The 21,555-nt window shown below is 73.1% G+C and carries 23 protein-coding genes; 10 read left to right on the forward strand and 13 right to left on the reverse strand.

The window, feature by feature from the left end:
- Positions 1-105: 105 nt before the first annotated feature.
- Complete coding sequence (locus Cba03nite_RS21820; RefSeq protein WP_203749240.1) at positions 106-393, reverse strand: hypothetical protein; 288 nt, start codon at positions 391-393, stop codon at positions 106-108.
- A gap of 152 nt (positions 394-545) precedes the next feature.
- Here Cba03nite_RS21820 and Cba03nite_RS21825 point away from each other — a divergent pair, with 152 nt between their 5' ends.
- Entirely contained in the window at positions 546-1,778 is a 1,233-nt protein-coding gene (locus tag Cba03nite_RS21825; RefSeq protein WP_203749242.1) for an amidohydrolase, read from the forward strand.
- A 59-nt stretch (positions 1,779-1,837) separates the two neighbouring features.
- Positions 1,838-2,407, forward strand: coding sequence for a mycothiol transferase (locus Cba03nite_RS21830; RefSeq protein ID WP_203749245.1), 570 nt, complete (start codon positions 1,838-1,840; stop codon positions 2,405-2,407).
- A 5-nt stretch (positions 2,408-2,412) separates the two neighbouring features.
- Here Cba03nite_RS21830 and Cba03nite_RS21835 read toward each other — a convergent pair whose 3' ends face one another.
- The gene (locus Cba03nite_RS21835; protein ID WP_203749248.1) at positions 2,413-2,559 is read right to left on the reverse strand and encodes a hypothetical protein; all 147 of its coding nucleotides are present in this window, start codon (positions 2,557-2,559) and stop codon (positions 2,413-2,415) included.
- Positions 2,560-2,688: 129 nt separating this feature from the next.
- Between Cba03nite_RS21835 and Cba03nite_RS21840 the strand changes: the two genes are divergently transcribed.
- Both Cba03nite_RS21840 and Cba03nite_RS21845 read left to right on the forward strand, forming a co-directional pair.
- The gene (locus tag Cba03nite_RS21840; RefSeq protein WP_203749251.1) at positions 2,689-2,868 is read left to right on the forward strand and encodes a hypothetical protein; all 180 of its coding nucleotides are present in this window, start codon (positions 2,689-2,691) and stop codon (positions 2,866-2,868) included.
- Positions 2,869-3,022: 154 nt separating this feature from the next.
- On the forward strand, positions 3,023-3,934 hold the full coding sequence (locus Cba03nite_RS21845) for a metallophosphoesterase family protein (protein ID WP_203749254.1): 912 nt from the start codon (positions 3,023-3,025) through the stop codon (positions 3,932-3,934).
- A gap of 12 nt (positions 3,935-3,946) precedes the next feature.
- Here the strand turns inward: Cba03nite_RS21845 and Cba03nite_RS21850 are convergent, their stop codons facing one another.
- From Cba03nite_RS21850 to Cba03nite_RS21870, 5 genes are all read right to left on the reverse strand, one after another.
- Complete coding sequence (locus tag Cba03nite_RS21850; protein WP_203749257.1) at positions 3,947-4,840, reverse strand: M56 family metallopeptidase; 894 nt, start codon at positions 4,838-4,840, stop codon at positions 3,947-3,949.
- Complete coding sequence (locus Cba03nite_RS21855) at positions 4,837-5,217, reverse strand: BlaI/MecI/CopY family transcriptional regulator (protein WP_203749260.1); 381 nt, start codon at positions 5,215-5,217, stop codon at positions 4,837-4,839. Before Cba03nite_RS21855 ends, Cba03nite_RS21850 begins: the two co-directional genes overlap by 4 nt.
- A gap of 89 nt (positions 5,218-5,306) precedes the next feature.
- Positions 5,307-6,347 (reverse strand): ABC transporter ATP-binding protein, encoded by a 1,041-nt coding sequence (locus Cba03nite_RS21860; RefSeq protein ID WP_203749264.1) that lies wholly within the window; start codon positions 6,345-6,347, stop codon positions 5,307-5,309.
- Complete coding sequence (locus Cba03nite_RS21865) at positions 6,344-7,876, reverse strand: ABC transporter permease (protein ID WP_203749451.1); 1,533 nt, start codon at positions 7,874-7,876, stop codon at positions 6,344-6,346. The genes Cba03nite_RS21860 and Cba03nite_RS21865 overlap by 4 nt, the downstream gene beginning before the upstream one ends.
- A 68-nt stretch (positions 7,877-7,944) precedes the next feature.
- Positions 7,945-8,994 (reverse strand): iron ABC transporter substrate-binding protein, encoded by a 1,050-nt coding sequence (locus tag Cba03nite_RS21870; protein ID WP_203749454.1) that lies wholly within the window; start codon positions 8,992-8,994, stop codon positions 7,945-7,947.
- Positions 8,995-9,114: 120 nt separating this feature from the next.
- On the opposite strand from Cba03nite_RS21870, the gene Cba03nite_RS21875 reads away from it, so the two are divergent.
- Entirely contained in the window at positions 9,115-11,658 is a 2,544-nt protein-coding gene (locus tag Cba03nite_RS21875; protein ID WP_203749267.1) for an AMP-binding protein, read from the forward strand.
- Here the strand turns inward: Cba03nite_RS21875 and Cba03nite_RS21880 are convergent.
- Complete coding sequence (locus Cba03nite_RS21880) at positions 11,647-12,624, reverse strand: tripartite tricarboxylate transporter substrate binding protein (protein ID WP_239125937.1); 978 nt, start codon at positions 12,622-12,624, stop codon at positions 11,647-11,649. The two genes, Cba03nite_RS21875 and Cba03nite_RS21880, sit on opposite strands and share 12 nt — an antisense overlap.
- A 38-nt stretch (positions 12,625-12,662) precedes the next feature.
- Here Cba03nite_RS21880 and Cba03nite_RS21885 point away from each other — a divergent pair, with 38 nt between their 5' ends.
- Both Cba03nite_RS21885 and Cba03nite_RS21890 read left to right on the forward strand, forming a co-directional pair.
- A complete protein-coding gene (locus Cba03nite_RS21885; RefSeq protein ID WP_203749271.1) occupies positions 12,663-14,219 on the forward strand; it encodes a sensor histidine kinase in 1,557 nt (518 codons plus the stop codon).
- Positions 14,216-14,893, forward strand: coding sequence for a response regulator (locus Cba03nite_RS21890; RefSeq protein ID WP_203749274.1), 678 nt, complete (start codon positions 14,216-14,218; stop codon positions 14,891-14,893). Before Cba03nite_RS21885 ends, Cba03nite_RS21890 begins: the two co-directional genes overlap by 4 nt.
- A 39-nt stretch (positions 14,894-14,932) precedes the next feature.
- Here the strand turns inward: Cba03nite_RS21890 and Cba03nite_RS21895 are convergent, their stop codons facing one another.
- From Cba03nite_RS21895 to Cba03nite_RS21905, 3 genes are read right to left on the reverse strand one after another with little or no spacing between them, the layout of a single operon-like run.
- Positions 14,933-16,477, reverse strand: a complete 1,545-nt coding sequence (locus tag Cba03nite_RS21895; protein ID WP_203749277.1) for a tripartite tricarboxylate transporter permease — start codon at positions 16,475-16,477, stop codon at positions 14,933-14,935.
- A complete protein-coding gene (locus Cba03nite_RS21900; protein WP_203749280.1) occupies positions 16,474-16,974 on the reverse strand; it encodes a tripartite tricarboxylate transporter TctB family protein in 501 nt (166 codons plus the stop codon). The genes Cba03nite_RS21895 and Cba03nite_RS21900 overlap by 4 nt, the downstream gene beginning before the upstream one ends.
- Positions 16,974-17,996, reverse strand: coding sequence for a Bug family tripartite tricarboxylate transporter substrate binding protein (locus tag Cba03nite_RS21905; RefSeq protein WP_203749283.1), 1,023 nt, complete (start codon positions 17,994-17,996; stop codon positions 16,974-16,976). Before Cba03nite_RS21905 ends, Cba03nite_RS21900 begins: the two co-directional genes overlap by 1 nt.
- Before the next feature lie 164 nt (positions 17,997-18,160).
- Between Cba03nite_RS21905 and Cba03nite_RS21910 the strand changes: the two genes are divergently transcribed.
- Positions 18,161-18,685 (forward strand): hypothetical protein, encoded by a 525-nt coding sequence (locus Cba03nite_RS21910; RefSeq protein ID WP_203749286.1) that lies wholly within the window; start codon positions 18,161-18,163, stop codon positions 18,683-18,685.
- Between the two features lie 7 nt (positions 18,686-18,692).
- Here Cba03nite_RS21910 and Cba03nite_RS21915 read toward each other — a convergent pair whose 3' ends face one another.
- Positions 18,693-19,175, reverse strand: a complete 483-nt coding sequence (locus Cba03nite_RS21915; protein ID WP_203749289.1) for a hypothetical protein — start codon at positions 19,173-19,175, stop codon at positions 18,693-18,695.
- Between the two features lie 44 nt (positions 19,176-19,219).
- A complete protein-coding gene (locus Cba03nite_RS21920) occupies positions 19,220-20,320 on the reverse strand; it encodes a glycosyltransferase (RefSeq protein ID WP_203749291.1) in 1,101 nt (366 codons plus the stop codon).
- Positions 20,321-20,488: 168 nt separating this feature from the next.
- Here Cba03nite_RS21920 and Cba03nite_RS21925 point away from each other — a divergent pair, with 168 nt between their 5' ends.
- Both Cba03nite_RS21925 and Cba03nite_RS21930 read left to right on the forward strand, forming a co-directional pair.
- A complete protein-coding gene (locus Cba03nite_RS21925; RefSeq protein ID WP_203749293.1) occupies positions 20,489-21,220 on the forward strand; it encodes a hypothetical protein in 732 nt (243 codons plus the stop codon).
- Positions 21,217-21,549 (forward strand): winged helix-turn-helix domain-containing protein, encoded by a 333-nt coding sequence (locus Cba03nite_RS21930; RefSeq protein ID WP_239125938.1) that lies wholly within the window; start codon positions 21,217-21,219, stop codon positions 21,547-21,549. Before Cba03nite_RS21925 ends, Cba03nite_RS21930 begins: the two co-directional genes overlap by 4 nt.
- Positions 21,550-21,555 lie beyond the last annotated feature (6 nt).

Here is a 21,555-nt window from a genome sequence, read left to right on the forward strand (position 1 = left end):
CCCACCTCGCCGGTCGCCACCCGGTCCTCGCCCCGCGCGGGATCCGGTGACGCCGCCCTGGAGCGTAGATCAGGTGCACACCGTTCGGCCATGGGCCCGATCGGGTCACCGCGGGCAGTCCGGTGCCATGCAGTCGTAGCGCCGACCGTGAATACGCAGGTCGTTCGCGCTGATCTGGACGACGCTCAGGCGGGGGCGCATCGGGCCGGAGCGCCAGTACCGGAAGTCGGCGACGGCGGCGCGCACCGCGTCGGCCTCGGTCAACCGCGGCAGGACGAACTCGTGGGTGGCCGGATGAGACCAGTCCCGGCGCACCGCGTACAGCACCCGGCTGTCGCGCACGCTCTCCGACAGCTCGCCATGCCGGGCCCTTACCGCCTGTAGGCGTTCCACGCGCTGACCACCCTTCGAAGTTCGGGCTGCTCAGAAGCCGGCAGCCACACCATAATCGAACACTTGTTCGAACGTCTATGTTAGCAGCGAACGCCGATTCCTGAACCGAATGTCCAAGACCGATCCGCGCCCCCCGGCCTAGGCTGGCGGTCATGGAACCGGACCTGGCCGAACGGCTGCGCGACGTCTACCGCGACCTGCACACCCACCCGGAGCTGTCGTTCCAGGAGCGGCGCACCGCGCAGCTAGGCGCCGCGTGGCTGCGCGACCTCGGCTTCGAGGTGACGGAGCACGTCGGCACCACCGGCGTGGTCGGCGTGCTGGCCAACGGCACCGGCCCGACGGTGCTGCTGCGGGCCGACATGGACGCCCTGCCCGTGCAGGAGGCCACCGGGCTTCCCTACGCCAGCCAGGCCGAGGGCGTCATGCACGCCTGCGGCCACGACATGCACGTCACCTGCCTGCTAGGCGCGGCCGCCGTCCTGGCCGCCTCGCGCGGGGACTGGACCGGGACCGTCGTGGCCGTGTTGCAGCCCGCCGAGGAGCTTGTCGCGGGCGCGTCGGCCATGGTGACCGACGGCCTGTTCGACCGGATCCCGCGGCCCGACGTGGTGCTGGGCCAGCACGTCGCCCCGATTCCGGCCGGCACCGTCGGCCTGCGCCCCGGCCCGGCCTTCGCGGCGACCGACTCGCTGCGGGTCACCCTGTACGGCACCGGCGGGCACGGGTCGCGGCCGGAGACCACCGTCGACCCCGTCGTCATGGCCGCCGCGACCGTCATGCGGCTGCAGGGCATCGTCGCCCGGGAGATCTCCGGCAACGACACCGCGGTGGTCACCGTCGGCGCCCTCAACGCCGGTTCGAAGAACAACATCATCCCGGACCGGGCCGAGCTGCTGCTGTCGGTCCGCACGTTCGACACGGTGGTACGCGAGCGCGTGCTGGCCGCGATCGAGCGCATCGTGCGGGCCGAGGCCCAGGCCTCCGGCGCGCCCCGGGAGCCGCAAATCGAGATCACCGAATCAGCACCGGCCGTGATCAACGACCCGGACGCCGCCGAGCGCATCCGTGCCGCGCTGGCCGGGGTCGTCGGCGCCGAACGCGTCCTGGACCCCGGCCCGGTGACCGGCAGCGAGGACGTCGGCGTGCTCGCCGCGGCAGCGGGCGCCCCGCTCGTGTTCTGGCTGCTCGGCGGTGCCGATCCGAGCGCGTTCGCCGGGGCCGGGGACCCTCGGGAGCTGGCCCGGGTCGCCGGGTCGCTGCCGTCGAACCACTCCCCGCGATACGCCCCGGTCGAGCAGCCCACGATCAGCGTGGGGGTCGCGGCGCTGGTGGCGGCCGCCCGGCAGTGGCTCGGCGGGAGCGGCGACAACGCGATGGCCTAGGCGGTGCCGCACGGCGCCGGGCACGGTTGCCGGACTCCGCCGTGGGGTAGGCGACGCCCATGACGAGTGTCGAGGTGGAGGGCTATCCGGAGCCGCCGGCCGTGGCCGGCGAGGCGGAGACGCTGCTGGGTTCGCTGGAGCGGCAGCGGGCCACGTTCGCGTGGAAGTGCGCCGACCTGGACGGCACCGCTCTGCGGGCGAGCGTCGGCGCCTCGGCGATGACGCTGGGCGGGCTGCTCAAGCACCTGGCCTACATGGAGGACGTCAACTTCACCGGTGACCTGGCCGGAGCGCCCCTGCCGTCGCCGTGGGCCGAGGCGGAGCTGACCGCCGGGCCGGGCTGGGAGTGGCGCTCCGCCGCCGCCGACACCGCCGAGGACCTCTACGAACTGTGGGAGCAGGCCGTCGCCCGGTCCCGGCAGGTGGTCGCGGCCGTCCTCGCACAGACCGGAGTGGACACCGTATACACCGCGCCGGACGGCACGCTGCTGACCATGCGGCGGCTGCTGGTCGCCATGATCGAGGAGTACGCCCGGCACACCGGCCACGCCGACCTCATCCGGGAGACGATCGACGGCCGGGTGGGCGAGGACCCGCCCGGAGCCGCGTACGACTACCGGCTCCCGTAGCCCGCTCACAGCAGCGCGAACCCTCGCGACTCCGTCACCTCGATCGGGATCCGCGTGCCGTAGCGCTTCGGCAGCTCGATCCGGGCCCGCTCGACCTGCTCGACGCCGACCGTCACCCCGGAGCCGTCGTAGCGCGGGCCGGTCTCGTGCACGGTTATCCCCCGCTCGCGCCAGTAAGCCGTGTCGTCGCTGATCCGCCTGGACAGCGCCAGCAGGTCCGCCTGGCTGTGGTCGGCGTCGCGCAGGTAGAGGCATGGTCGAGCGCACCGATGCTGCCGTACATGGTGGGCCCGGCCGTCTCGATCGGGCTCGGCGCGGGCGCGGGTGACGCGCAGCCCGTGGTGGCCGGCCCGCCGGCGCCGGCCGAGCCGCCGTCCTGCCCACCGGCACAGCCGGTCAGAGCGGCGGCCAGGGCCAGCGAGGCGATGAGCAGCGCCGTCCCGCAGCGGGTGACCCGATGAGTCGTCATAGTCCTGAAGACGCGCCGACCGGAACACAGGTTGCCGAGTGCCCGGATCCGACGTGGATGCGAGGAGATGTCACTACCGAATTCCTACGGCGTGTCGGAGGTCGGGCCGTTTAGGGCTATTTCATCATCTCTTGGTGGGTTCTCAGATGAACAGGAGGGTCAGGCGCGTGCTCGGCAGCGTGGCGGGCCGCGCGTCGCTGATCGTCGCGGTGCTGGCGGCCGGAATGGTCGTCGCGTTCGGCGGCGCGTCCGAGGGGAGGCCGCCGGTGCTGGTCGGCGCCGGTGACATCGCCAGCTGCACCAGCAAGGGGGACGAGATCACCGCGAAGCTGCTCGACGACATCCCGGGGACCGTGTTCACCCTGGGCGACAACGCCTACATGGACGGCTCCGCGAAGCAGTTCCGCCGCTGCTACGACCCCAACTGGGGACGCCACCGCGACCGCACCCGCCCCGTCCTGGGCAACCACGACCTGCGCAGGTCCGACGGCAAGGCCTACTACGACTACTTCGGCGCCGACGTCGGCAGGCACGGCGAGGGCTGGTACGCCTACCACGTCGCGGGCTGGCAGGTGCTCGTCCTCAACAGCCAGTGCGACCAGGTCGCCTGCGGGCCGGACTCGCCGCAGGCCCGGTGGCTCGAAGAGGTCCTCGACCGCGAACCGGCCCGGTGCACCGTCGCGATGTGGCACCACCCGCTGTTCACCTCGGGCGGCAAGCACACGGCCGAGCCGCGGATGCGCCCGCTCTACCAGATCCTCTACGACCGCGGGGCCGAGCTGGTGCTCACCGCGCACAACCACAACTACGAGCGCTTCGCGCCGCAGGATCCCGCCGGGGTCCGTGACGACGGCCGGGGCATCCGCCAGTTCGTCGTCGGCACCGGCGGAGCGAGCCTCTACCGGTTCGGCGACGAGGTCGCCGTCAACTCCGAGTCCCGCGACGACCGGACCTACGGCGTGCTCAAGCTGACCCTGGAGCCGGACTCCTACCGCTGGCAGTTCATCGGCCAGCCCGGTGCGGCCTTCACCGACTCGGGGTCGGGCACCTGCCACTGACGCGCGCGAGCCTCAGCCGAGCATGCCCAGCCAGGCGCCGGCCACCCCGGCGAACTCGACCGCGGCCGCCGCCGTGGCTGCCAGCAGCGCCAACGACAGCACGGTGACCCCGGCCAGCGCCGGCCAGCGGCTGGGCTGGCGCGGCCCCTGCATCGCCATGACCCGCTCGACCGCGCCCGACCCGCTCATGCCCATCGCGGGCGCGACCTGCCTGCGGTGACCGGCGAGCGACGCCTTCGCCACAGCCCGCGCCACCAGGCGCCGGTCGCCGACGACCGCCGCGGCCTCCTCGTCGGCCCACCGCTCCACCAGGCGGCCGACCAGCCCCGCCATCGGAGCCAGCAGCGGATTCAGCGCGGCCGACCAGCTCGCGGCCGTGACCCACCGGTGGTGACGACACCGCAGGTGGGCGTTCTCGTGGGCGAACAGCACCCGCTGCTCGGCGGGGCTCAGCGCCCGCAGCATCCCAGATGTGACCAGGATGTGCCCCGGCCTGCCCGGCACCGCCACCGCGAACGGCTCCGCCCAGTCTGCGACCACGAGCCCGGCGTGCGGTCGGCCCGCCTCGCGCAGTTCGCGCAGCACGCGTCGGCGCAACAGGATCTCGCGGATCAGGCGCACCGCGCCGGTCAGCAGCGCCAGCGCCGCGATCAGCGCGACCAGGCCCGGCACCGGCTTGGGCAGCCCGAGTTCCGGGCGGTCGTCGAACCGCCACAGCGGCGGCAGGTCGTCGAACAGCGTCAGTGCGAGCAGCGCCAGGCAGCACACGTACCCACCGGCCGCCGCGGCGGCGGCGACGGCGACGGTCCGGGCGGCGGCGGACGGCGCGACCCGGCCCGCCATGAGCCGCGACGCGTACGGCAGCAGCGCCGACAGCAGCAGCGGCAGGTAGACCCAGGTCGTCACGGTTCCACCGGGGACATGTCGGACAGCAGCCGCCGCAGCACCTGCGCCTCGGCGTCGTCGAGGGTCTCGGCGAACCGCTGCAGCGTGAGCCGCCGGTCGCCGACCCCGCTGAGCGTGGCGCGCAGCTGGGCGGCGGCCGCGTCGGCCTCGCTGCGCACGGGCTCGTACGCGTGCGCCCGGCCCACCCGCCTGCGCCGCACCAGCTGCTTGTCCACAAGCCGGATGAGGATCGTCTGCACCGTGTTGTACGCGGGCGCGTGTTCGAGCCGCGCCTGCACCTCGGCAGGGGTCATCGACCGGCCGCCCGCCCACAGGACGTTCATAACCTGGCCCTCAAGCTCGCCGGAGGCGCGTCTGCGCCCGTCGCCGTCATTCATCTCCGAACCGTCCAGGCGCTGGTGTCGTCGGGTTCCGCTGTGCGCTCACCGGGGACAACGACGGCGGCGCGGAACTGTTCTGCGGGCGGTCACTCGGCACCGGCGGGCAGCGCGTGCGCCGGTCCGCTGACGGTGAGCGCGACGCGGGTCCCCGGGCTGAACTCCCTCGGGTCGTCGAGCAGCCGCGCGGTGACCGGCGTCCCGTCGTCGAGGGTCAGGTCCAGCACCGCGTCGTGGCCGTGGAACAGGTGGCGGCGCACGGTGGCGGGCACCGCGGCGGCCGCGTCGCCGGGTGGCAGGACCCGGATCTGCTCGGGCCGCACCAGCACGGTCGTGGTGCCGGTGCACGGCTGGTGCAGGTCGAGCGCACCGAGCGGGGTACGCGCGCCGCCGCCGTCCGCCGTCGCGGTGAGCAGCACGGCGTCGCCGACGAACGCGGCGACCCACGGGTCGGCGGGCGTGCGGTAAACCTGCAGCGGGGTGCCCTGCTGCCGGACCCGGCCCCGGTGCATGACCACGACCTGGTCGGCCATGGACAGCGCCTCGCCCTGGTCGTGGGTGACCAGGACAGCGGTGGCCCCGTCGGCGTGCAGCGCGGCGCGTACGTCGGCCCGCACCTCGGCGCGCAGCCCGGCGTCGAGCGCACTGAACGGCTCGTCGAGCAGGACCAGCCGGGGTCGGGGCGCGAGCGCCCTGGCCACCGCGACGCGCTGCTGCTGCCCGCCGGACAGCTGGTGGGGCAGGCGGCTGCCGTATCCGGCGAGCCCGACCAGCTCCAGGACCTCGTCGATGCGGCCGGCGCGGCGGGCGGCGGCGTCGAGCCCGTAGCCGACATTGCCGGCGACGTCGAGGTGCGGGAACAGGGCGCCGTCCTGCGGCACCACGGCCACGCCGCGCCGGTGGGCCGGGACGTGCGCGCGGGGTCCGGACACCGGCCGGTCGCCGAGGGCGATCTCACCGGCGTCGAGGCGCTCGAACCCGGCGACGCAGCGCAGCAGGGTGGTCTTGCCGCAGCCGGAGGGGCCGAGCACCGCGGTGAGCGTCCCGCCGGGCACTGCCAGGTCGGCCCCGTCGAGGGCCTTCACCTGCCCGAACGCCTTGTGTGCGGCGCGGACGACGAGTGCGTTCACGGTCTGCCTCCGGGGGTGAGGGCGCGGCGGGCGAGCACCAGCACCGGTGCCGCCGACAGGAGGACCAGCAGCGCCGCGTACGGCGAGGCGGCGGCGTAGGCGGCCACGGAGGTGTGCGTCCACAGCTCGGTGGCCAGGGTGTCCATGCCGGTGGGCCGCAGCAGCAGGGTGGCCGGGAGTTCTTTCATGCAGGTGAGGAACACCAGTGCCGCGCCCGCGCCGATGCCGGGCAGGGTCAGCGGCAGGGTGACGGTGCGCAGCACCGTCCACGGCCCGCGGCCGAGCGAGCGGGCGGCCTCCTCCAGGCTGGGCGGGGACTGGGCGGCGGCCGCGGCGACCGCGCCCACGGCCAGCGGCAGGAACAGGGTGGCGTACGCCAGCGCGAGCAGCCACTGCGTCTGGTAGAGCGGGTAGGCGACGTTGATGCCGAAGAACACCAGCGACAGCCCGACGACGAGGCCGGGCAACGCGTGGGTGAGGTAGGTCAGCCGGTCGAGCACCGCCGCCAGCGGGCCGGGCGCGCGGGCGGCCAGCAGCCCGATCGGCAGGGCCAGCAGCATGGTCAGCGCGGCGCCGAGCGCGGACACGCCCATCGAGTTGCCGGCCGCGGTGGCGATCTCGGCGAGCGAGCCCGGCCGGGACACACCTTCGGCCGTCCAGTGCACGAGCGCGGCGGCCGGCACGGCGAAGCTGCCGGCGGCGACGGCGGCCATCGCGAGCAGCGCCGGTGCCCGCCACGGGCCGAGCCGCAGGATGTGCGGCGGGCGGCGCGCTCCGGCGCCGACCTTGGCGTATCGGGTGTCGTGGCGGCGTACGGCCAGCTCGGCGCCGAGGATGACGAGGGTGACCGCGACCAGCGCGGTCGCCTGCACCAGTGCTCCGGTGCGGTCGAACCCGAGGTCGAACGAGGTGAACACGGCGCGGGTGAAGGTGTTGACGCGCAGCAGCGCGACGGCGCCGAAGTCGGACAGCACGTAGAGGGCGACGAGCAGCCCGCCGGCGACGACGGCCGGGCGGATCTGGCGCAGGGTGACGCCGGTGAAGGTGCGCCAGGCGCCGCGGCCCAGCGACTGCGACACCTCCTCAGTGGCGGGGTCGACGCTGATCAGCGCCGCGGCCGCCGGCAGGTAGACGTAGGGGTACGAGCAGAAGGTCAGCACCAGCGCGGTGGGCCAGAAGCCGTGGAAGCCGTCGACGATGGACACCCAGCCGAACGCGGCGACGTAGGTCGGCATGGCCAGCGGCAGTGCCGCGACGACGCCGAACGTGCGCCGCAGGGGCAGGTCGGTGCGGGTGACCAGGTAGGCCGCGCCGACGCCGAGCAGCAGGCAGCCGGCGGTGACGACCGCGGCCAGCGACAGGCTGACGGCGGCCAGGTCGAGCGTGGTGCCGGTGAGCAGTTCGGCGCGGATGCGCGCGCCGCCCGCCTCGGTGGTGCGTACGCCCAGGTAGACCAGCGGGATCAGCGCGACGGCGACGGCCGCCAGGCTGCCGGCGAGCAGCGCCGGGCGCGGGGCGAGCCGCCGCAGCCGGTGGCGGACGCCGCGCGGGGCGGGCGCGCCGGTGCGCGCCCGCCGTCCGGTTGCGGTGGGGGTGTTCAGGAGGTCAGCCCCGAACTCTTGATCATCCCGACGGAGGCGGCGAGGGTGTCGAGGTCGTTGAGGTCGATCGGCGGGATCTTCAGGTCGGCCAGCACGGGCAGGCCGGGGGCGGCGGGCACCCCCGCGATCAGCGGGTACTCGAACGTCTTGGTCGCGAAGTAGGTCTGGCCGTCGGCGCCGAGCAGGTAGTCCATGAACTGCCTGGCCTTGTCGTTGCCGGTGGCCTTCTTCAGCAGGCCGAGGCCGGAGACGTTGAGCAGGCCGCCGGTGTCGCCGTCGCCGAAGTAGTGCAGCTTGACCTTGAGCTGGTCGGGGCTGACGCCGAGCTCGGCCGCCTTCTCGAACAGGTAGTAGTGGTTGACCAGGCCCGCCGCGAGCTTGCCGTCGTTGATCTCGCCGACGATGACGATGTTGTTGTCGCGGATCTGCGGCTCGTTGGCCTTGATCGCGCCGAGGAACTCCTTGGCCTTGGCGTCACCGTGCTGCACCCGCATGGCGGTGACGAACGTCTGAAACGAGGCGTTGGTGGGCGCGACGCCCAGCCGGCCCTTCCACTGCGGCCCGGTCACGTCCAGCACCGACTTGGGCAGCTCCGCGGGCTTGACCTGGTCGGCGTTGTACGCGAAGACCCGCAGCCGCCCGGTCACGCCGACCCACTGGCCGCCGGTGTGCTGGTAGGGGGCGGGGACCTTGGCGAGCAGCTCGGCCGGGAGCTGGGCGAGCAGCCCCGCCTTGGCGACGGCGCCGAGGGCCCCGGCGTCCTGGGAGAGGAACACGTCGGCGGGGGACTTGTCGCCCTCCTCCTGCAGCTGCGCGGCCATCTGCGCGGTGGTGCCGTAGCGCACGTCGACGGTGATGCCGGTCTTCTTGGTGAACTCGTCGATCAGCGGCTGGACCAGTGTCTGGGTGCGTCCGCTGTAGACGGTGACGTCCTTGGGCTCGCTGCCCGAGCAGGCGGTGAGGCCCGCGGCGAGGAACACGGCCGCGGCGAGGAAGGCGGCCGTGCCCGTGCGGGGTGCGGCCTTGCGCGGGGCACCGTTACCGATCGTCGAGGCGGTGCTGCGCCGGAGATTGGTACGCACGCCGTCTCCTCTCCCAGGTTTGACAGGCTGTAGAAGTTAGGAAATCCTAACCTAGATTTGGTAAGCCTGCCCTAAGGCCCCCTCATGACTCTGGTAGCCACCGACCCGTCCACCTCCGGCGTCCCCTTCGCCCGGGATCTCGCGCTGCACGGCGACCGCCCGGCGCTGATCACCGACGCGGGCGTGCTCACCTATAGCGACCTGGCCGAACTGGTCGCCGAACGCGCCCGCTTCCTGGGCGTCCGGCGCAGGCTGGTCATGGTCACCGGAACCAATCGCGTCCACGCGCTGGTCAACTACCTCGCCGCGCTGTCCGCCGGGCACCCCGTGCTGCTCGCGCCCGGCGACAGCCCGACCGCGTTCGAGGCGCTGCGCGCCGCCTACGACCCCGATGTCGTGGCGGGCGAGACGGTCCACGAGGTGCGCGCCACCTCCGCGCACGAACTGCACCCGGAGCTGGCGCTGCTGCTGAGCACCTCCGGTTCGACGGGCTCACCGAAGCTGGTCCGGCTGTCGCGGGAGAACCTGCAGGCCAACGCCGAGTCCATCGGCACGTACCTCGGCCTCACCGCCGACGACCGGGCGGCGACCACCCTGCCGATGCACTACTGCTACGGCCTCTCCGTGATCAACAGTCACCTGCTGCGGGGCGCGTCGCTGCTGCTCACCGACCTGTCTGTGGTGGAGCCCGAGTTCTGGCGGCTGTTCGCCGCGCACCGCGCGACCAGCTTCGCCGGGGTGCCCTACACGTTCGAGCTGCTGGACCGGGTCGGCTTCGACCGGATGACGCTGCCGAGCCTGCGCTACGTCACCCAGGCCGGCGGGCGGCTGGACCCGCAGCGGGTGCGCCGCTTCGCCGCGCTCGGCCGCCGCGCGGGCTGGGACCTGTTCGTCATGTACGGCCAGACCGAGGCCACCGCCCGGATGGCATACCTGCCGCCCGAACTCGCCGAACACAGCCCGCACGCGATCGGCGTACCCGTCCCCGGCGGCAGCCTGCACCTGAGCCCGGCCGACGACGCCCCCGACGGCGTCGGCGAGCTGGTCTACCGCGGCCCCAACGTCATGCTCGGCTACGCCGAAAGCCCCGCCGACCTGGCCCTCGGGCGCACCGTGCACGAGCTGCGCACCGGCGACCTCGCCCGGTGCACCCCCGGCGGCCTGTTCGAGATCGTCGGGCGGCGCAGCCGGTTCACGAAGATCTTCGGCCTGCGCCTGGACCTGCAGCAGATCGAGGCCCGGCTGCGCCAGGCGGGCGTCGCCGCCAGCTGCACCGGCGACGACGACAGCCTGGCCGTCGCCTACGAGGGCGGCCACTGCCCCGAGCACGTCCGGCAGCTGGTCGCCGAGGCCCACGGGCTGCCCGCCCGCGTGATCCACACCGCCGCCGTCGCCGAGCTGCCCCGCCTCGCCTCCGGCAAACCCGACTACCCGGCCGTACGGGCGCTGGCCACCCCATCCGAGGCCGCCCCGGCCCTCGGCAGCGACGTCCACCGGACCTTCGCCCGGGTCCTGGGCCACCACGACATCCGCGACACCGACACCTTCGTCAGCCTCGGCGGCGACTCCCTGTCCTACGTCGACATGTCGATCAAGCTGGAACAACTGCTCGGCCGCCTGCCGGAGCGCTGGCACACGACACCGGTGGGCGAGCTGGCCGCGACGGCCGAGCGCACCACCGCAGCAGCCGGGAGCGCCCCGCCACGCCGGCGGCGGGTGCGCGTCGACACGACCGTCGCGCTGCGCGCCATCGCGATCGTGCTCATCGTCGGCAGCCACATCCAGGTCTTCGACCTGCCCGGCGGCGCCCACGTGCTGATCGGGGTGGCCGGGTTCAACTTCGCCCGCTTCCACCTCACCACCGCCGAGCGCCGCGAACGCGTACGCCACCTCGCCCGCAGCACGGCCCGTATCGTGCTGGGGGCCGTCACCTGGATCGGCGCCATGTACCTGCTCACCGACGACTACGAACCGGCCAGCGTGTTCCTGCTCGGCTACCTGTTCGCGCCGGAGCACGCCGACAACTACTGGTGGCACTTCTGGTTCGTCGAGGCGCTGGTCTACTACCTGCTGATCCTGCTGGCGGCGCTGTGCCTGCCCGCGTTCGACCGGCTGGAGCGGCGGCGGCCGTTCGCGCTGCCCCTCGCCCTGGCCACGGTGGGCCTGATCGGCCGCTACCAGCTCGTGCCCGGCGTCGAGCTGGCGACCCCGCTCGTGGTGTGCTGGCTGTTCGCGCTGGGCTGGGCCATCGCGCGCGCGGAGCGCACCTGGCAGCGGGTTGCGGTCAGCGCCGCCGTGGTCGCCACCGTGCCCGGCCTGTTCGGCGACGCGGGCCGCGAGGCCGTCATCGTCACCGGCCTGCTGGTGCTGGTCTGGATCACCGACCTACCCAGCCTGCCCCTGCTCAACCGGGTCGCCGCGCTGCTGGCCACCAGCTCGATGTACATCTACCTGACCCACTGGCAGATCTTCCGGCCCATCGACGACTTCTCCCGGCCGCTGGCCCTGATCGCGTCCCTGATCTTCGGCATCGGGTACGCGCTGACGGTGCCCCGTGCCGCGGCCTGGCTGCGCGCGTCCTGGCGGCGCCCGGCCGCCGCCCTGGCCGTCCAGCGGTCAGCGGCTTGACGCGCTGGGCAGCGCCAGGCCCATGCCGTCGAGGATCCGGGTGACCGACTCGTCCTGCTCCCGCAGGAACGCCGTGAACGCGTCGCCGTCCTGATAGGCGTCGGTCCAGCGGTGCCCGGCGAGGGCTTCCTGCCAGGCTCGCGACGCCCGCAGCTGCGCCACCATGCCCGACAGCACGGCCCGCTGCTCCGCCGACAGCCCCGGCGGCGCGACCAGCCCGCGCCAGTTGTCGAAGACGACGTCGAGGCCGGATTCGAGCAGGGTCGGCGCGTCCACCCCGGGCGCGCGGCTTCGGCCGGTCACCGCCAGCACGCGCAGCTGCCCGGCCTCGATCTGCTCGGCGTACTCCCCCAGGCTGGACACCGCGAACGCGACCCGCTTGCCCAGGATCGCGGCCAGCAGCGCGCCGCCGCCGTCGAACTGCCGGTAGCGCACCGTCGGCGGGGCGATCCCGGCCGCGTCGGCCATCAGCATCGCCGCCAGGTGGTCGGGGCCGCCGCGCGAGGAGCCGCCGCCGACCGACAGCGCCGCCGGGTCCGCCCGCCACGCCGCGACGAGGTCCGCCAGCGAGGTCAGCGGCGAGTCGCGGGTGACCACGACGATCTCCGGTTCCTGGATGAGGCGGGCCAGCGCGGTCACGTCGGACAGCCGGGCCGGGACGGGCAGGGTGTGCTGGGCCCCGACGAGCCCGAGGCCCATCAGCATGATCAGGCCGCTGTTGCCGCGCTCGTACACCAGCCGCTGCAGCCCGACCATGCCGCCCGCGCCGGGCAGGTTGAACACCTCGATGCTGCGGTGCACGTCGGCGGCGTGCAGCGCCGTCGCGACGGTGCGGGCGGTGATGTCGTAGCCGCTGCCCGGCGCGTTGGGCACCATCAGCCGCAGATCGGGCTCCCGGTCGGCACCGCAGCCGCCCGCGGCCAGCATTGCCAGCAGCGGAGCAGCGAGTACGGTACGACGAAGCATCCGCCCACCCTAGCGGTGCCCGAGCCCTGGGAGGGACCATGCGCCGGCAGTTCTCCCTGGCCAGGCAGCTGCTGCTGTTCCAGCTCGGCATCGTGCTGCTGGCCGTCGGCGCGGTCGCCGCGGTGTCGATGGCCGAGGCCCAGGCCGCCTTCGAGAGCGACGAGGGCACCAAGCTGCGCTCCATCGCCGAGAGCCTGGCCTGGAACGACACGATCCGCCAGGGTATGGGCCCGGACGTCTGGTACGACTCGCTGGCCGCCGCCGCCGAGACCGCGCGAGGCGCGAACGGGGTCTCGTTCGTGGTGCTCACCGACGGGCAGGGCCGCCTGCTCACGGGCCCCGACGCGGGCCGCCTGGCCGACCTGGGCGGCAGCGACGGCCTGACCGGCAAGGGCTGGCACGGCGAGGTGCTGACCCCGGCCCGGGTGCTGGAGGCGCACGCACCGGTGATCGACCCCGCCGACGGGCGGATCCTCGGCCTGGTCGTGGCCGGGCAGACCTACCCGTCGTGGCCGCAGCTGCTGGCCGAGGCCACCCCGGACCTGCTCACCTACCTGCTGCTGGGCTCCGCGCTCGGCGTCGGCGGCTCGCTGCTGCTGGCCAGGCGGGTCAAGCGGCAGACCCTCGGGCTGGAGCCGCGGCAGATCGCCGGGCTGGTCGAGCACCGGGAGGCGATGCTGCACGGCCTCAAGGAGGGCCTGCTCGGCCTCGACACCGCCGGCCGGGTGACGCTGGCCAACGACGAGGCGGCCCGCCTGCTGGACCTGCCCGACGACGTCACCGGCAAGCCCCTGCACGGGCTCGGAGTGCCCGGCGACCTCGTGCAGCTGCTCACCGGCGACGGCGGCGAACCCGACCACGTGGTGCTGTTCCAGTCCCGGGTGCTGGTCCTCAACCGGATGCCGGTGCTGGTCCAGGGCCGTACGGTCGGCTCGGTGACCACCCTGCGGGACCGGACCGAGCTGACGTCGCTGGAACGCGAGCTGGACCTGAGCCGCCACGCGACCGACACCCTGCGCGCGCAGGCGCACGAGTTCACCAACCGGCTGCACACCATCTCCGGCCTGATCCAGCTCGGCCAGTACGACGACGCCGTGAACTTCATCATCCGGGCCGGGCAGGCCCAGGAGGATCTCAGCCACCGGGTGCAGTCCCGCATCGCCGACCCGGCGCTGGCCGCGCTGCTCATCGCGAAGGCGAGCGCGGCGGCGGAGCAGCGGGTGGAGCTGGCGCTCGACGACGCGTCGGCGCTGTCCGCGCTGCCGGACGGCCAGCTGGTCGCGGACCTGGTGACGGTGATCGGCAACCTGATCGACAACGGCATCGACGCCGCCCCGGCGGGCGGCTGGGTGCGGGTCCTGATCCGCCAGGACGACCACGAGGTGGAGGTGCGCGTGCACGACTCGGGCAGCGGCGTGGCCCACGAGCTGGCCCAGGCGGTCTTCACCCGGGGCTACACCACCAAGGACGGCGAACGCCCGCGCGGCATCGGGCTGGCCCTGATCAGCCAGATCTGCGCCGCTCGCGGCGGTTCGGTGACGGTCGACGGCGCGGCGTTCGCGGCGCGGCTGCCGCGGCGGCGGGAGCCGGCATGACGCGGGTGCTGGTCGTCGACGACGACTTCATGGTGGCGCGGATCCACACCGGATTCGTGCAGCGCGTCGAGGGTTTCACCGTGGTGGGCGCGGCGCACACCGGCGCGGAGGCCCTCGCGGCGGTCGAGCGGCTGCGCCCGGACCTGGTGCTGCTGGACATCTACCTGCCCGACATCTCGGGGCTGGAGGTGCTGCGGCGGCTGCGGGAGGCGGCGTACCCGGTGGACGTGCTGGCGATCACGGCCGCGAGCGACGTGGAGACCATCCGGGCCGCGCTGCACGGCGGGGTCGTGCACTACATCATCAAGCCGTTCGCGGCCGACACGCTGCGCGAGCAGCTGGAACGGTACACAGCGCGGGTGCGGCGGCTCGCTGAGCAGCCGCGGGTGGGGCAGGCCGAGGTGGACAGACTGTTCGGCCTGACCGGGCAGTCCGGGGCGGCGCTGCCCAAGGGCCTGTCCCCCGCCACGGCGGACCTGGTCGCCGGGGTGCTGCGCGACAGCGGGCGGGACCTGTCGGCGGTGGAGTGCGCGGAGCTGGCCGGGCTGTCGCGGGTCAGCACCCGCCGCTACCTGGAGCACCTGGTCCGGTCCGGGCGGGCCGAGGTGCGGCTGCGTTACGGCGGCACCGGCCGCCCCGAGCACCGCTACACCTGGCACGGCTCGCAGCGGTGAGCGGGCTGTGCCGGCAACACTCCGGCACAGCCCGCGTTCTCAGTCGTCCTCGGCGAACGACAGGCGCCGGGCGCCGCTGCCGCCGCGCAGCCGGGCCCACACCTTCGGCAGGTGCGGCAGCGCGAGCGCGACGACCGCCAGGGACAGCAGGGTCACCGTCAGCGGGCGGGTGACGAACACCGACAGGGCGCCGTCGGACAGCAGCAGCGCCCGGCGGAACTGGGTCTCCATCATCGGCCCGAGGATCAGCCCGAGGATCACCGGCGCGATCGGGAAGTCGAACCGGCGCATGAACATGGCCAGCACGCCGATGGCGTACGCGATGAGCACGTCGACGACGCTGCCGGAGACGGCGTACACGCCGAGGGTGGCGAAGACCAGGATGCCCGTGTACAGCAGCGGCCGGGGGATCTGCAGCACCTTGACCCAGATGCGGATGAGCGGCAGGTTCAGCGCCAGCAGCATCACGTTGCCGACGAACAGCGACGCGATGAGCGCCCAGACCAGGTCCGGGGACTTCTCGAACAGCTGCGGGCCGGGCGACAGGTCGAAGTAGCCGAACGCGGCGAGCATGACCGCCGCCGTGGCCGAGGTCGGGATGCCGAGCGTGAGCAGCGGCACGAGCACGCCGGAGAAGGAGGCGTTGTTGGCGGCCTCCGGCCCGGCGACGCCCTCGATCGCGCCGTTGCCCCACTCGTCCCGGTGCTTGGAACGGCGTTTCTCGACGGTGTACGACAGGAAGGTGGGAATCTCGGCCCCGCCGGAGGGCAGCGCGCCGAAGGGGAACCCGAACAGGGTGCCGCGCAGCCAGGCGGGCCAGGACCGGGCCCAGTCCTGGCGGCTCAGCCACGCGAAGCCGCCCTTGGCCGGTTCCAGCGGCGCGACCTTGGCGGGCAGGTCCTTCAGGCGCGAGGCGATGTAGAGCGTCTCGCCGATGGCGAACAGGCCGACGATGACGGTGACGACGTCGACGCCGTCGAGCAGCTCGGGCACGCCGAAGGTGAAGCGGGCCTGACCGGTGAGCGAGTCGATGCCGACCAGGCCGAGGAACAGCCCGAAGGTCAGCGACATCAGGCCGCGGGGCAGGGACGCGCCGACCAGCGCGGTGACGGTGACCATGGCCAGCACCGCGAGGGCGAAGTAGTCCGAGGCACGGAACGTGACGGCGAAGCTCGCCATCGGTTCGGCGACGAACGCCAGCAGCACGGTGGAGATGGTCGCGGCCACGAACGAGCCGATCGCGGCGGTGGCCAGCGCGGCGCGGGCACGGCCGCGCTGGGCCATCCGGTATCCCTCGATCGAGGTGGCCACCGACGCCGACTCGCCCGGGGTGTTGAGCAGGATCGAGGTCGTCGACCCGCCGTACATGGCGCCGTAGTAGATGCCCGCGAACATGATCAGGGTGCCGGTGGGGTCGTCGAGCTGCAGCGACACGGGCAGCAGCAGCGCGATGGTGAGCGCCGGGCCGATGCCGGGCAGCACGCCGACCAGCGTGCCGATGGTGACGCCGATCGCGGCGTAGAGCAGGTTCTGCGGGCTCAGCACGGACGCGAAGCCGTCGAGCAGGCTGGACAGTGAACTCATAGGGGCAGCACTCCGGCGGGCAGGACGATGCCGAGCAGGCGGGTGAACACGAGGTAGACGCCCACGGACAGGCCCGCCGCGACGAGCAGGTCCCGCACGATCACCTCACGGACCGGGCGGGTGCTCAGCAGCCGCGCCGTGGCCAGGATGAAAGCCGCGGTGGCCAGGACGTAGCCGGTGACGGTGTACTTCAGCACGAGCGCGTACACGATCAGCGCGGCCAGCAGCAGCAACGGCGTACGCCAGCTGCCGCCGCCCTCGGCCGCCGCACCCCGGGCCTTGATCGACTCGGCGAGGTAGGCCAGCGACACCAGCACCCACAGCCCGGTCACGATGACCGGCGCCAGGGCAGGCCCGGACGGGGCGTAGCCGCGGTCGGCGGCCAGGGTGAGGGCCTGGGTGAACAGCAGCGCCCCGACGGCGAACAGCAGGCCCGCCGCGATGATGGGGCCGGGGGCGGCCTTGGCCGCCCCCGGGGTGTTCGCAGCGTCGGACACTAGCCGAGGCCGATCTCGGTCAGCACGGCCTTGATCCGGGTGTGCTCGTCGGCGAAGAAGGTGGTCGCCTCGCCGCCGGTGCGGTAGAAGTCGGTCCACTTCTTGTCGGTCAGCGCCTGCTGCCACTGGGCCGAGGCGTGCAGCTTGTCGACCATCGCGATGACGGCGGCCTTCTCGGCGTCGCTGATGCCGGGCGGGGCGACCAGGCCACGCCAGTTCATCAGCTCCAGGTCGTAGCCGGACTCCTTGATGCTCGGCGTCGGGGTGCCCAGCCCGGCGTCGCCGCCGGTCGCGCTCGACACCGCCAGCGCCCGCACGGTGCCGGCCTTGACCAGGTCGGCGAACTCGCTGGTGCCGGAGACCGCGACGCTGATGTCGCCGGACAGCAGCCCGGCCTTGGTCTCGCCGCCGCCTGAATAGGCGATGTACTGCTTGGCCACGGTCGACGCGTCCGCGCCCGCCGCCTTGGCCAGCAGCCCGACCAGGATCTGGTCGGTGCCGCCGGCGGAGCCGCCGCCCCACTTGACCGACGTCGGGTCGGCCTTGATGTCGTCGACCAGTTGCTTGAGCGTCTGGTACTTGGAGTCGGACTTGACGACGATGACCTCGGACTCGGCGGTCAGCGTCGCGATCGGGGTGGTCTGCGACAGGTCCACCGGCGACTTGTTGGTCACCACGCCGCCGACCATCACCAGGCCGGTCACCATCAGCTGGTGGGCGTCGCCCTTGTGGCTGGTCACCAGCTCGGCCAGGCCGATCGTGCCGGCCGCGCCGGTGACGTTGCGGACCTCGGCGGACTGGCCGCCGAGCAGCCCGGCGCCCTGCAGCGCCTGCTGCAGCGTGCGGGCGGTGGTGTCCCAGCCGCCGCCGGCTCCGGCCGGGGCCATGATCTGCAGGGTCTTGCTCGGGTACGCGACCGCCGAGCCCGCGGGGGCGTTCGGGTCGCCGACCGACTGCTCGGCACACGCGGTCGTGGCCAGCAGCAGCGCCGGGAGGGCGGCCACGAGAGTACGTCTGAGCATGAGGGGTTTTGCTCCTGTCACATCGGTGTGGCAAACGTGTTACGCACCATGCCGGAGCCCGTGACCGCGGTCACGCTTGTGAAGACTGAGAGCGTATTGGTCTTTCTGGTCGCAGCGCCGCGTTCTGTTAACTTCTACAGCCTGTAGAAGTCGACGGAGGCCGCATGACGTTCACGCTCGAAGACGTCCTGCTGGTCCTGCTCCACCAGCAGCCGTCGACCGCGTTCGACCTGCAGGCCCGCCACCAGCGCATCGTCGGCCCCCGCGCCGCCGTCGGGCTGCCCCGCGTGCTCGCGGCGGTCAACCGGCTGCGCCGCAGCGGCGATCTGGCCGAGGACCGCTCCCCGCCGGTGTCGGCGCGGCTTGCCAACCGCACCATGCTCTCGGTCACCGAGGCAGGCTGCCGACGGCAGAAGGCCCGCCTGATCACCGTCGACGCCAACGCGACCGCCGACGACCTGGTCCTGCAGGGGCTGCTCGCCCTCGACGCCGACCAGGCCGACTTCGACGAGTTCACCTCGCGGGCGCAGGCACTGCTGCGGGTGCGGCAGGGGCAGCTGGAGTCTCATGCCGCCTCCGCGACGGAGGCCGCCCGCGTCGCGTTCGAACGGGAGATCCTGCGGGCGCTGGTCGTCTGGCTGCACCAGCTCCCCGCCCAGCGCGTGCACGGCCGCGAACCCGCGGCCTGACCTCAGCTCAGGCGGCGCCGTCCCCGCCGGTGGCGGGTTCACGGGAGAACAGCGGACGGGAGAAGTCCGGGCGGCCGGTACGCAGCAGCGCGTGGTAGATCAGCGACGCGCTGAACGAGAGATAGCAGCCGATGGCGGCGAAGGCGTAGACGTTGTCGGCGGGCTCCGGGCTCCTGCGCACCATCACCATGGCCATCACCCCGAACCCGGCGGCCAGCAGCAGGGCCCACAGGATCACCGCCCAGCGCGGGGCCGGGGCCAGCATCCAGCGCAGGAAACGCCACATCGCCCGTGGATCCTGCCCGGACCGCCCGAGTGCGTAGAACATGCCCGGCATCGTCACGCCGAGGGTCAGCGTCATCGGCACGATCAGCAGCGCAGCCGACTCCGGCGCCGAGGGCAGGCTCCAGACGGCCACGGCCGCGCATCCGGCCGAGACCACCCAGGCGGCCCGCCGCAGCCATGTCCAGAGCACGTTCATCGAGGTCACGCGCAGATCGTACGGATGCTGTCAACCTCGCGGCCGCCCCTCCTTCACGCGAGCTGCTCGATCAGATCGGCGGCGGTGTCCGCGCCGTCGGCGGCACGGATCTGCGCGCCGAGCCTGGCCGCCGCGTCCCGGTGCGGGCCGTCGGCGAGCATGCGGGTGATCGCGGCCCGGATCTCGGCGACCGACGCGGATCTGGCCAGCACCTCGGCGGCGCCCTGCCCGGCCACGGCCCGTGCGACGTCGGGCTGGTCGCCCAGCGGGGACATCGGGATGAGCACCATGGGCAGGTCGTGGGCCAGGGCCAGCATCGTGGTGCTGTGCCCGGCATGGCCGACGACCAGGGAGACGGTAGGGAGGATCTCGGCGTGGGGCACGAACCGGTGCACCTCCACGTTGGCCGGGGCGCGCACGTCCTCGGGCGCGGTCGCGTGGCCGGTGGTCAGCACGACCTGCACGGGCAGGTCGGCGACGGCGTCCAGGACGGCCTGCAGGACGGCGGTCTGGCCGGCGTAGAAGATGGTGCTGAGGCTGATCAGGATGCGCGGCTGGGCGGCCTCGTGCCGCACCGGGGCTGGGGCGCCCATCGGCCAGACCGGTCCGGCGTAGCGCAGCGTGGAGGGCACCGAGGCGGCCTCGTCCAAATCGGCGAGCCCGGCGAGAATGCTCAGGTCGGCCTTGCCCCACAGCCGCGTCGGCCCCATCCCCCGCAGCCGCCCGACGAACCCGACGGCGCCGGAGCTGAAGGAGCCGCCGAGGTATCCGTACACCGTGTGCATGAGGGCGACGTGCGGGACGCCGAGGCGCTGCGCGGCCAGGAACGGGCCGAGCAGCATGCAGTCGAGCACCATGACGTCGGCCGGCGAGCGGCGGTGCGCCTCGATCACGTCGGCGGTGCTGCGCTTGGACGTGAACAGGCGGACGTAGTTCCAGGACCAGCGGGCCACGCTGGTGGGCGCGGTCGCCGACCAGCGCCCGGCGTGCCGGTAGGGCTCGAACGGCAGCCCGGCCGCCTCGACGGCCGCCCGCTGCTGCGGGTGGCCCAGCACCCGGACCTGGTGGCCGCGCCGGTGCAGCCGGGCGGCGACGCCGAGCACCGGCGGCACGTTGCCGCCACCGTCCCAGGTGGTGAACAGAAACGAGGGCATCCTGACTCTCCGGCAGCGGCGGCAACCCAGCGGGCAGTACTCGATCATTATCAATGCCGGTCGACGCCGCCCCAACACCGCCCGTCCTTCTGCGGATCGCCCTGGCCAATCCCAGAAAGGCAGGGAAGCTCTCTTGCACGGATTGGTCTGTAATGCAAAGCTAACTTCATGACAGACGAATCCGCTCCACGCGAGGACTCCCCTCGCGAGCTGCTGGCGGCCGTACGCGACCTGACGCGCCAGGTCCGGGCCGCCCAGCGGGCCACCTGGTTCCCGCTGCTGGTGTTCGCGGCGATCACCCTGATCGCGATACCCGTCTACCGTTACGCCCCCTACCTCGACGTGTTCGACACCTGCCGCTCGCAGGGCAACCACACGGTCTGCGCCGGGGAGAACCCCACGGTGCTCGGATACTGGACTGTCGCGCTGGTGGCGGCCTACGCGCTGATCGCGGGCTTCTACCTCAGGCAGGCACGGCGGCGCGGGGTGGGCACGCCCGTGCGCCCGTACATCGTCGTCGGCATCATCCTGGCCGTCCTCATGGCGGCCGCGTCGATCTGGCTGATCTACCATCCGCTGCCGCCCCTCCCCGCCGATCCCTTCTCCACGGAACCGACCTACCCCACCCCCGGGCCGGGGGGTTGGCTGGTCCTTGGGCTGGCCAGTCCCGGGTCGGTGATCGGCCTGGCCCTGTTGGTGCTCGCGTGGGTGGAACGGCACTGGGCGCTGCTCGCGTTCAGCCTCGGCTACCTGGCGATCGGATTGGTGCAGGGCGCTCAGGTCATCCACACGTCGTCGCCGTGGTTCTTCCTGCCGTATCTGCTCGTCCCGGCCGGGATGCTGCTGCTGGGCGCCGCCGCGTTCGCCTGGTTCCGACCGGCTGCGCAGGTCCCCGCATGATGACCGAGCACCCCGCCAACGGCCTCGACGACGTCGTCCACCAGCGCGTCCGGCTCGGCATCATGGCCATCGCGCACCAGGCCCGGCAGGTCGAGTTCGGGTTCCTGCGCACCACCCTGCAGCTGACCGCGGGCAACCTCGGGCAGCACCTGACCGTCCTGGAGAAGGCCGAGCTGATCCAGATCGAGAAGGGTTACGAGGGCAAGCGGCCCCGCACCTGGGTCACCCTCACGGCCGCCGGGCAGGCCGCCCTGCGCAACGAGATCACGCAGCTCAAGCAGCTCATCCAGCAGGTCGAGCAGGTGGACGGCACCCCGGCCGCAGACTGACGGGGG

Source organism: Catellatospora bangladeshensis, from assembly GCF_016862575.1.
GTDB lineage: Bacteria > Actinomycetota > Actinomycetes > Mycobacteriales > Micromonosporaceae > Catellatospora > Catellatospora bangladeshensis.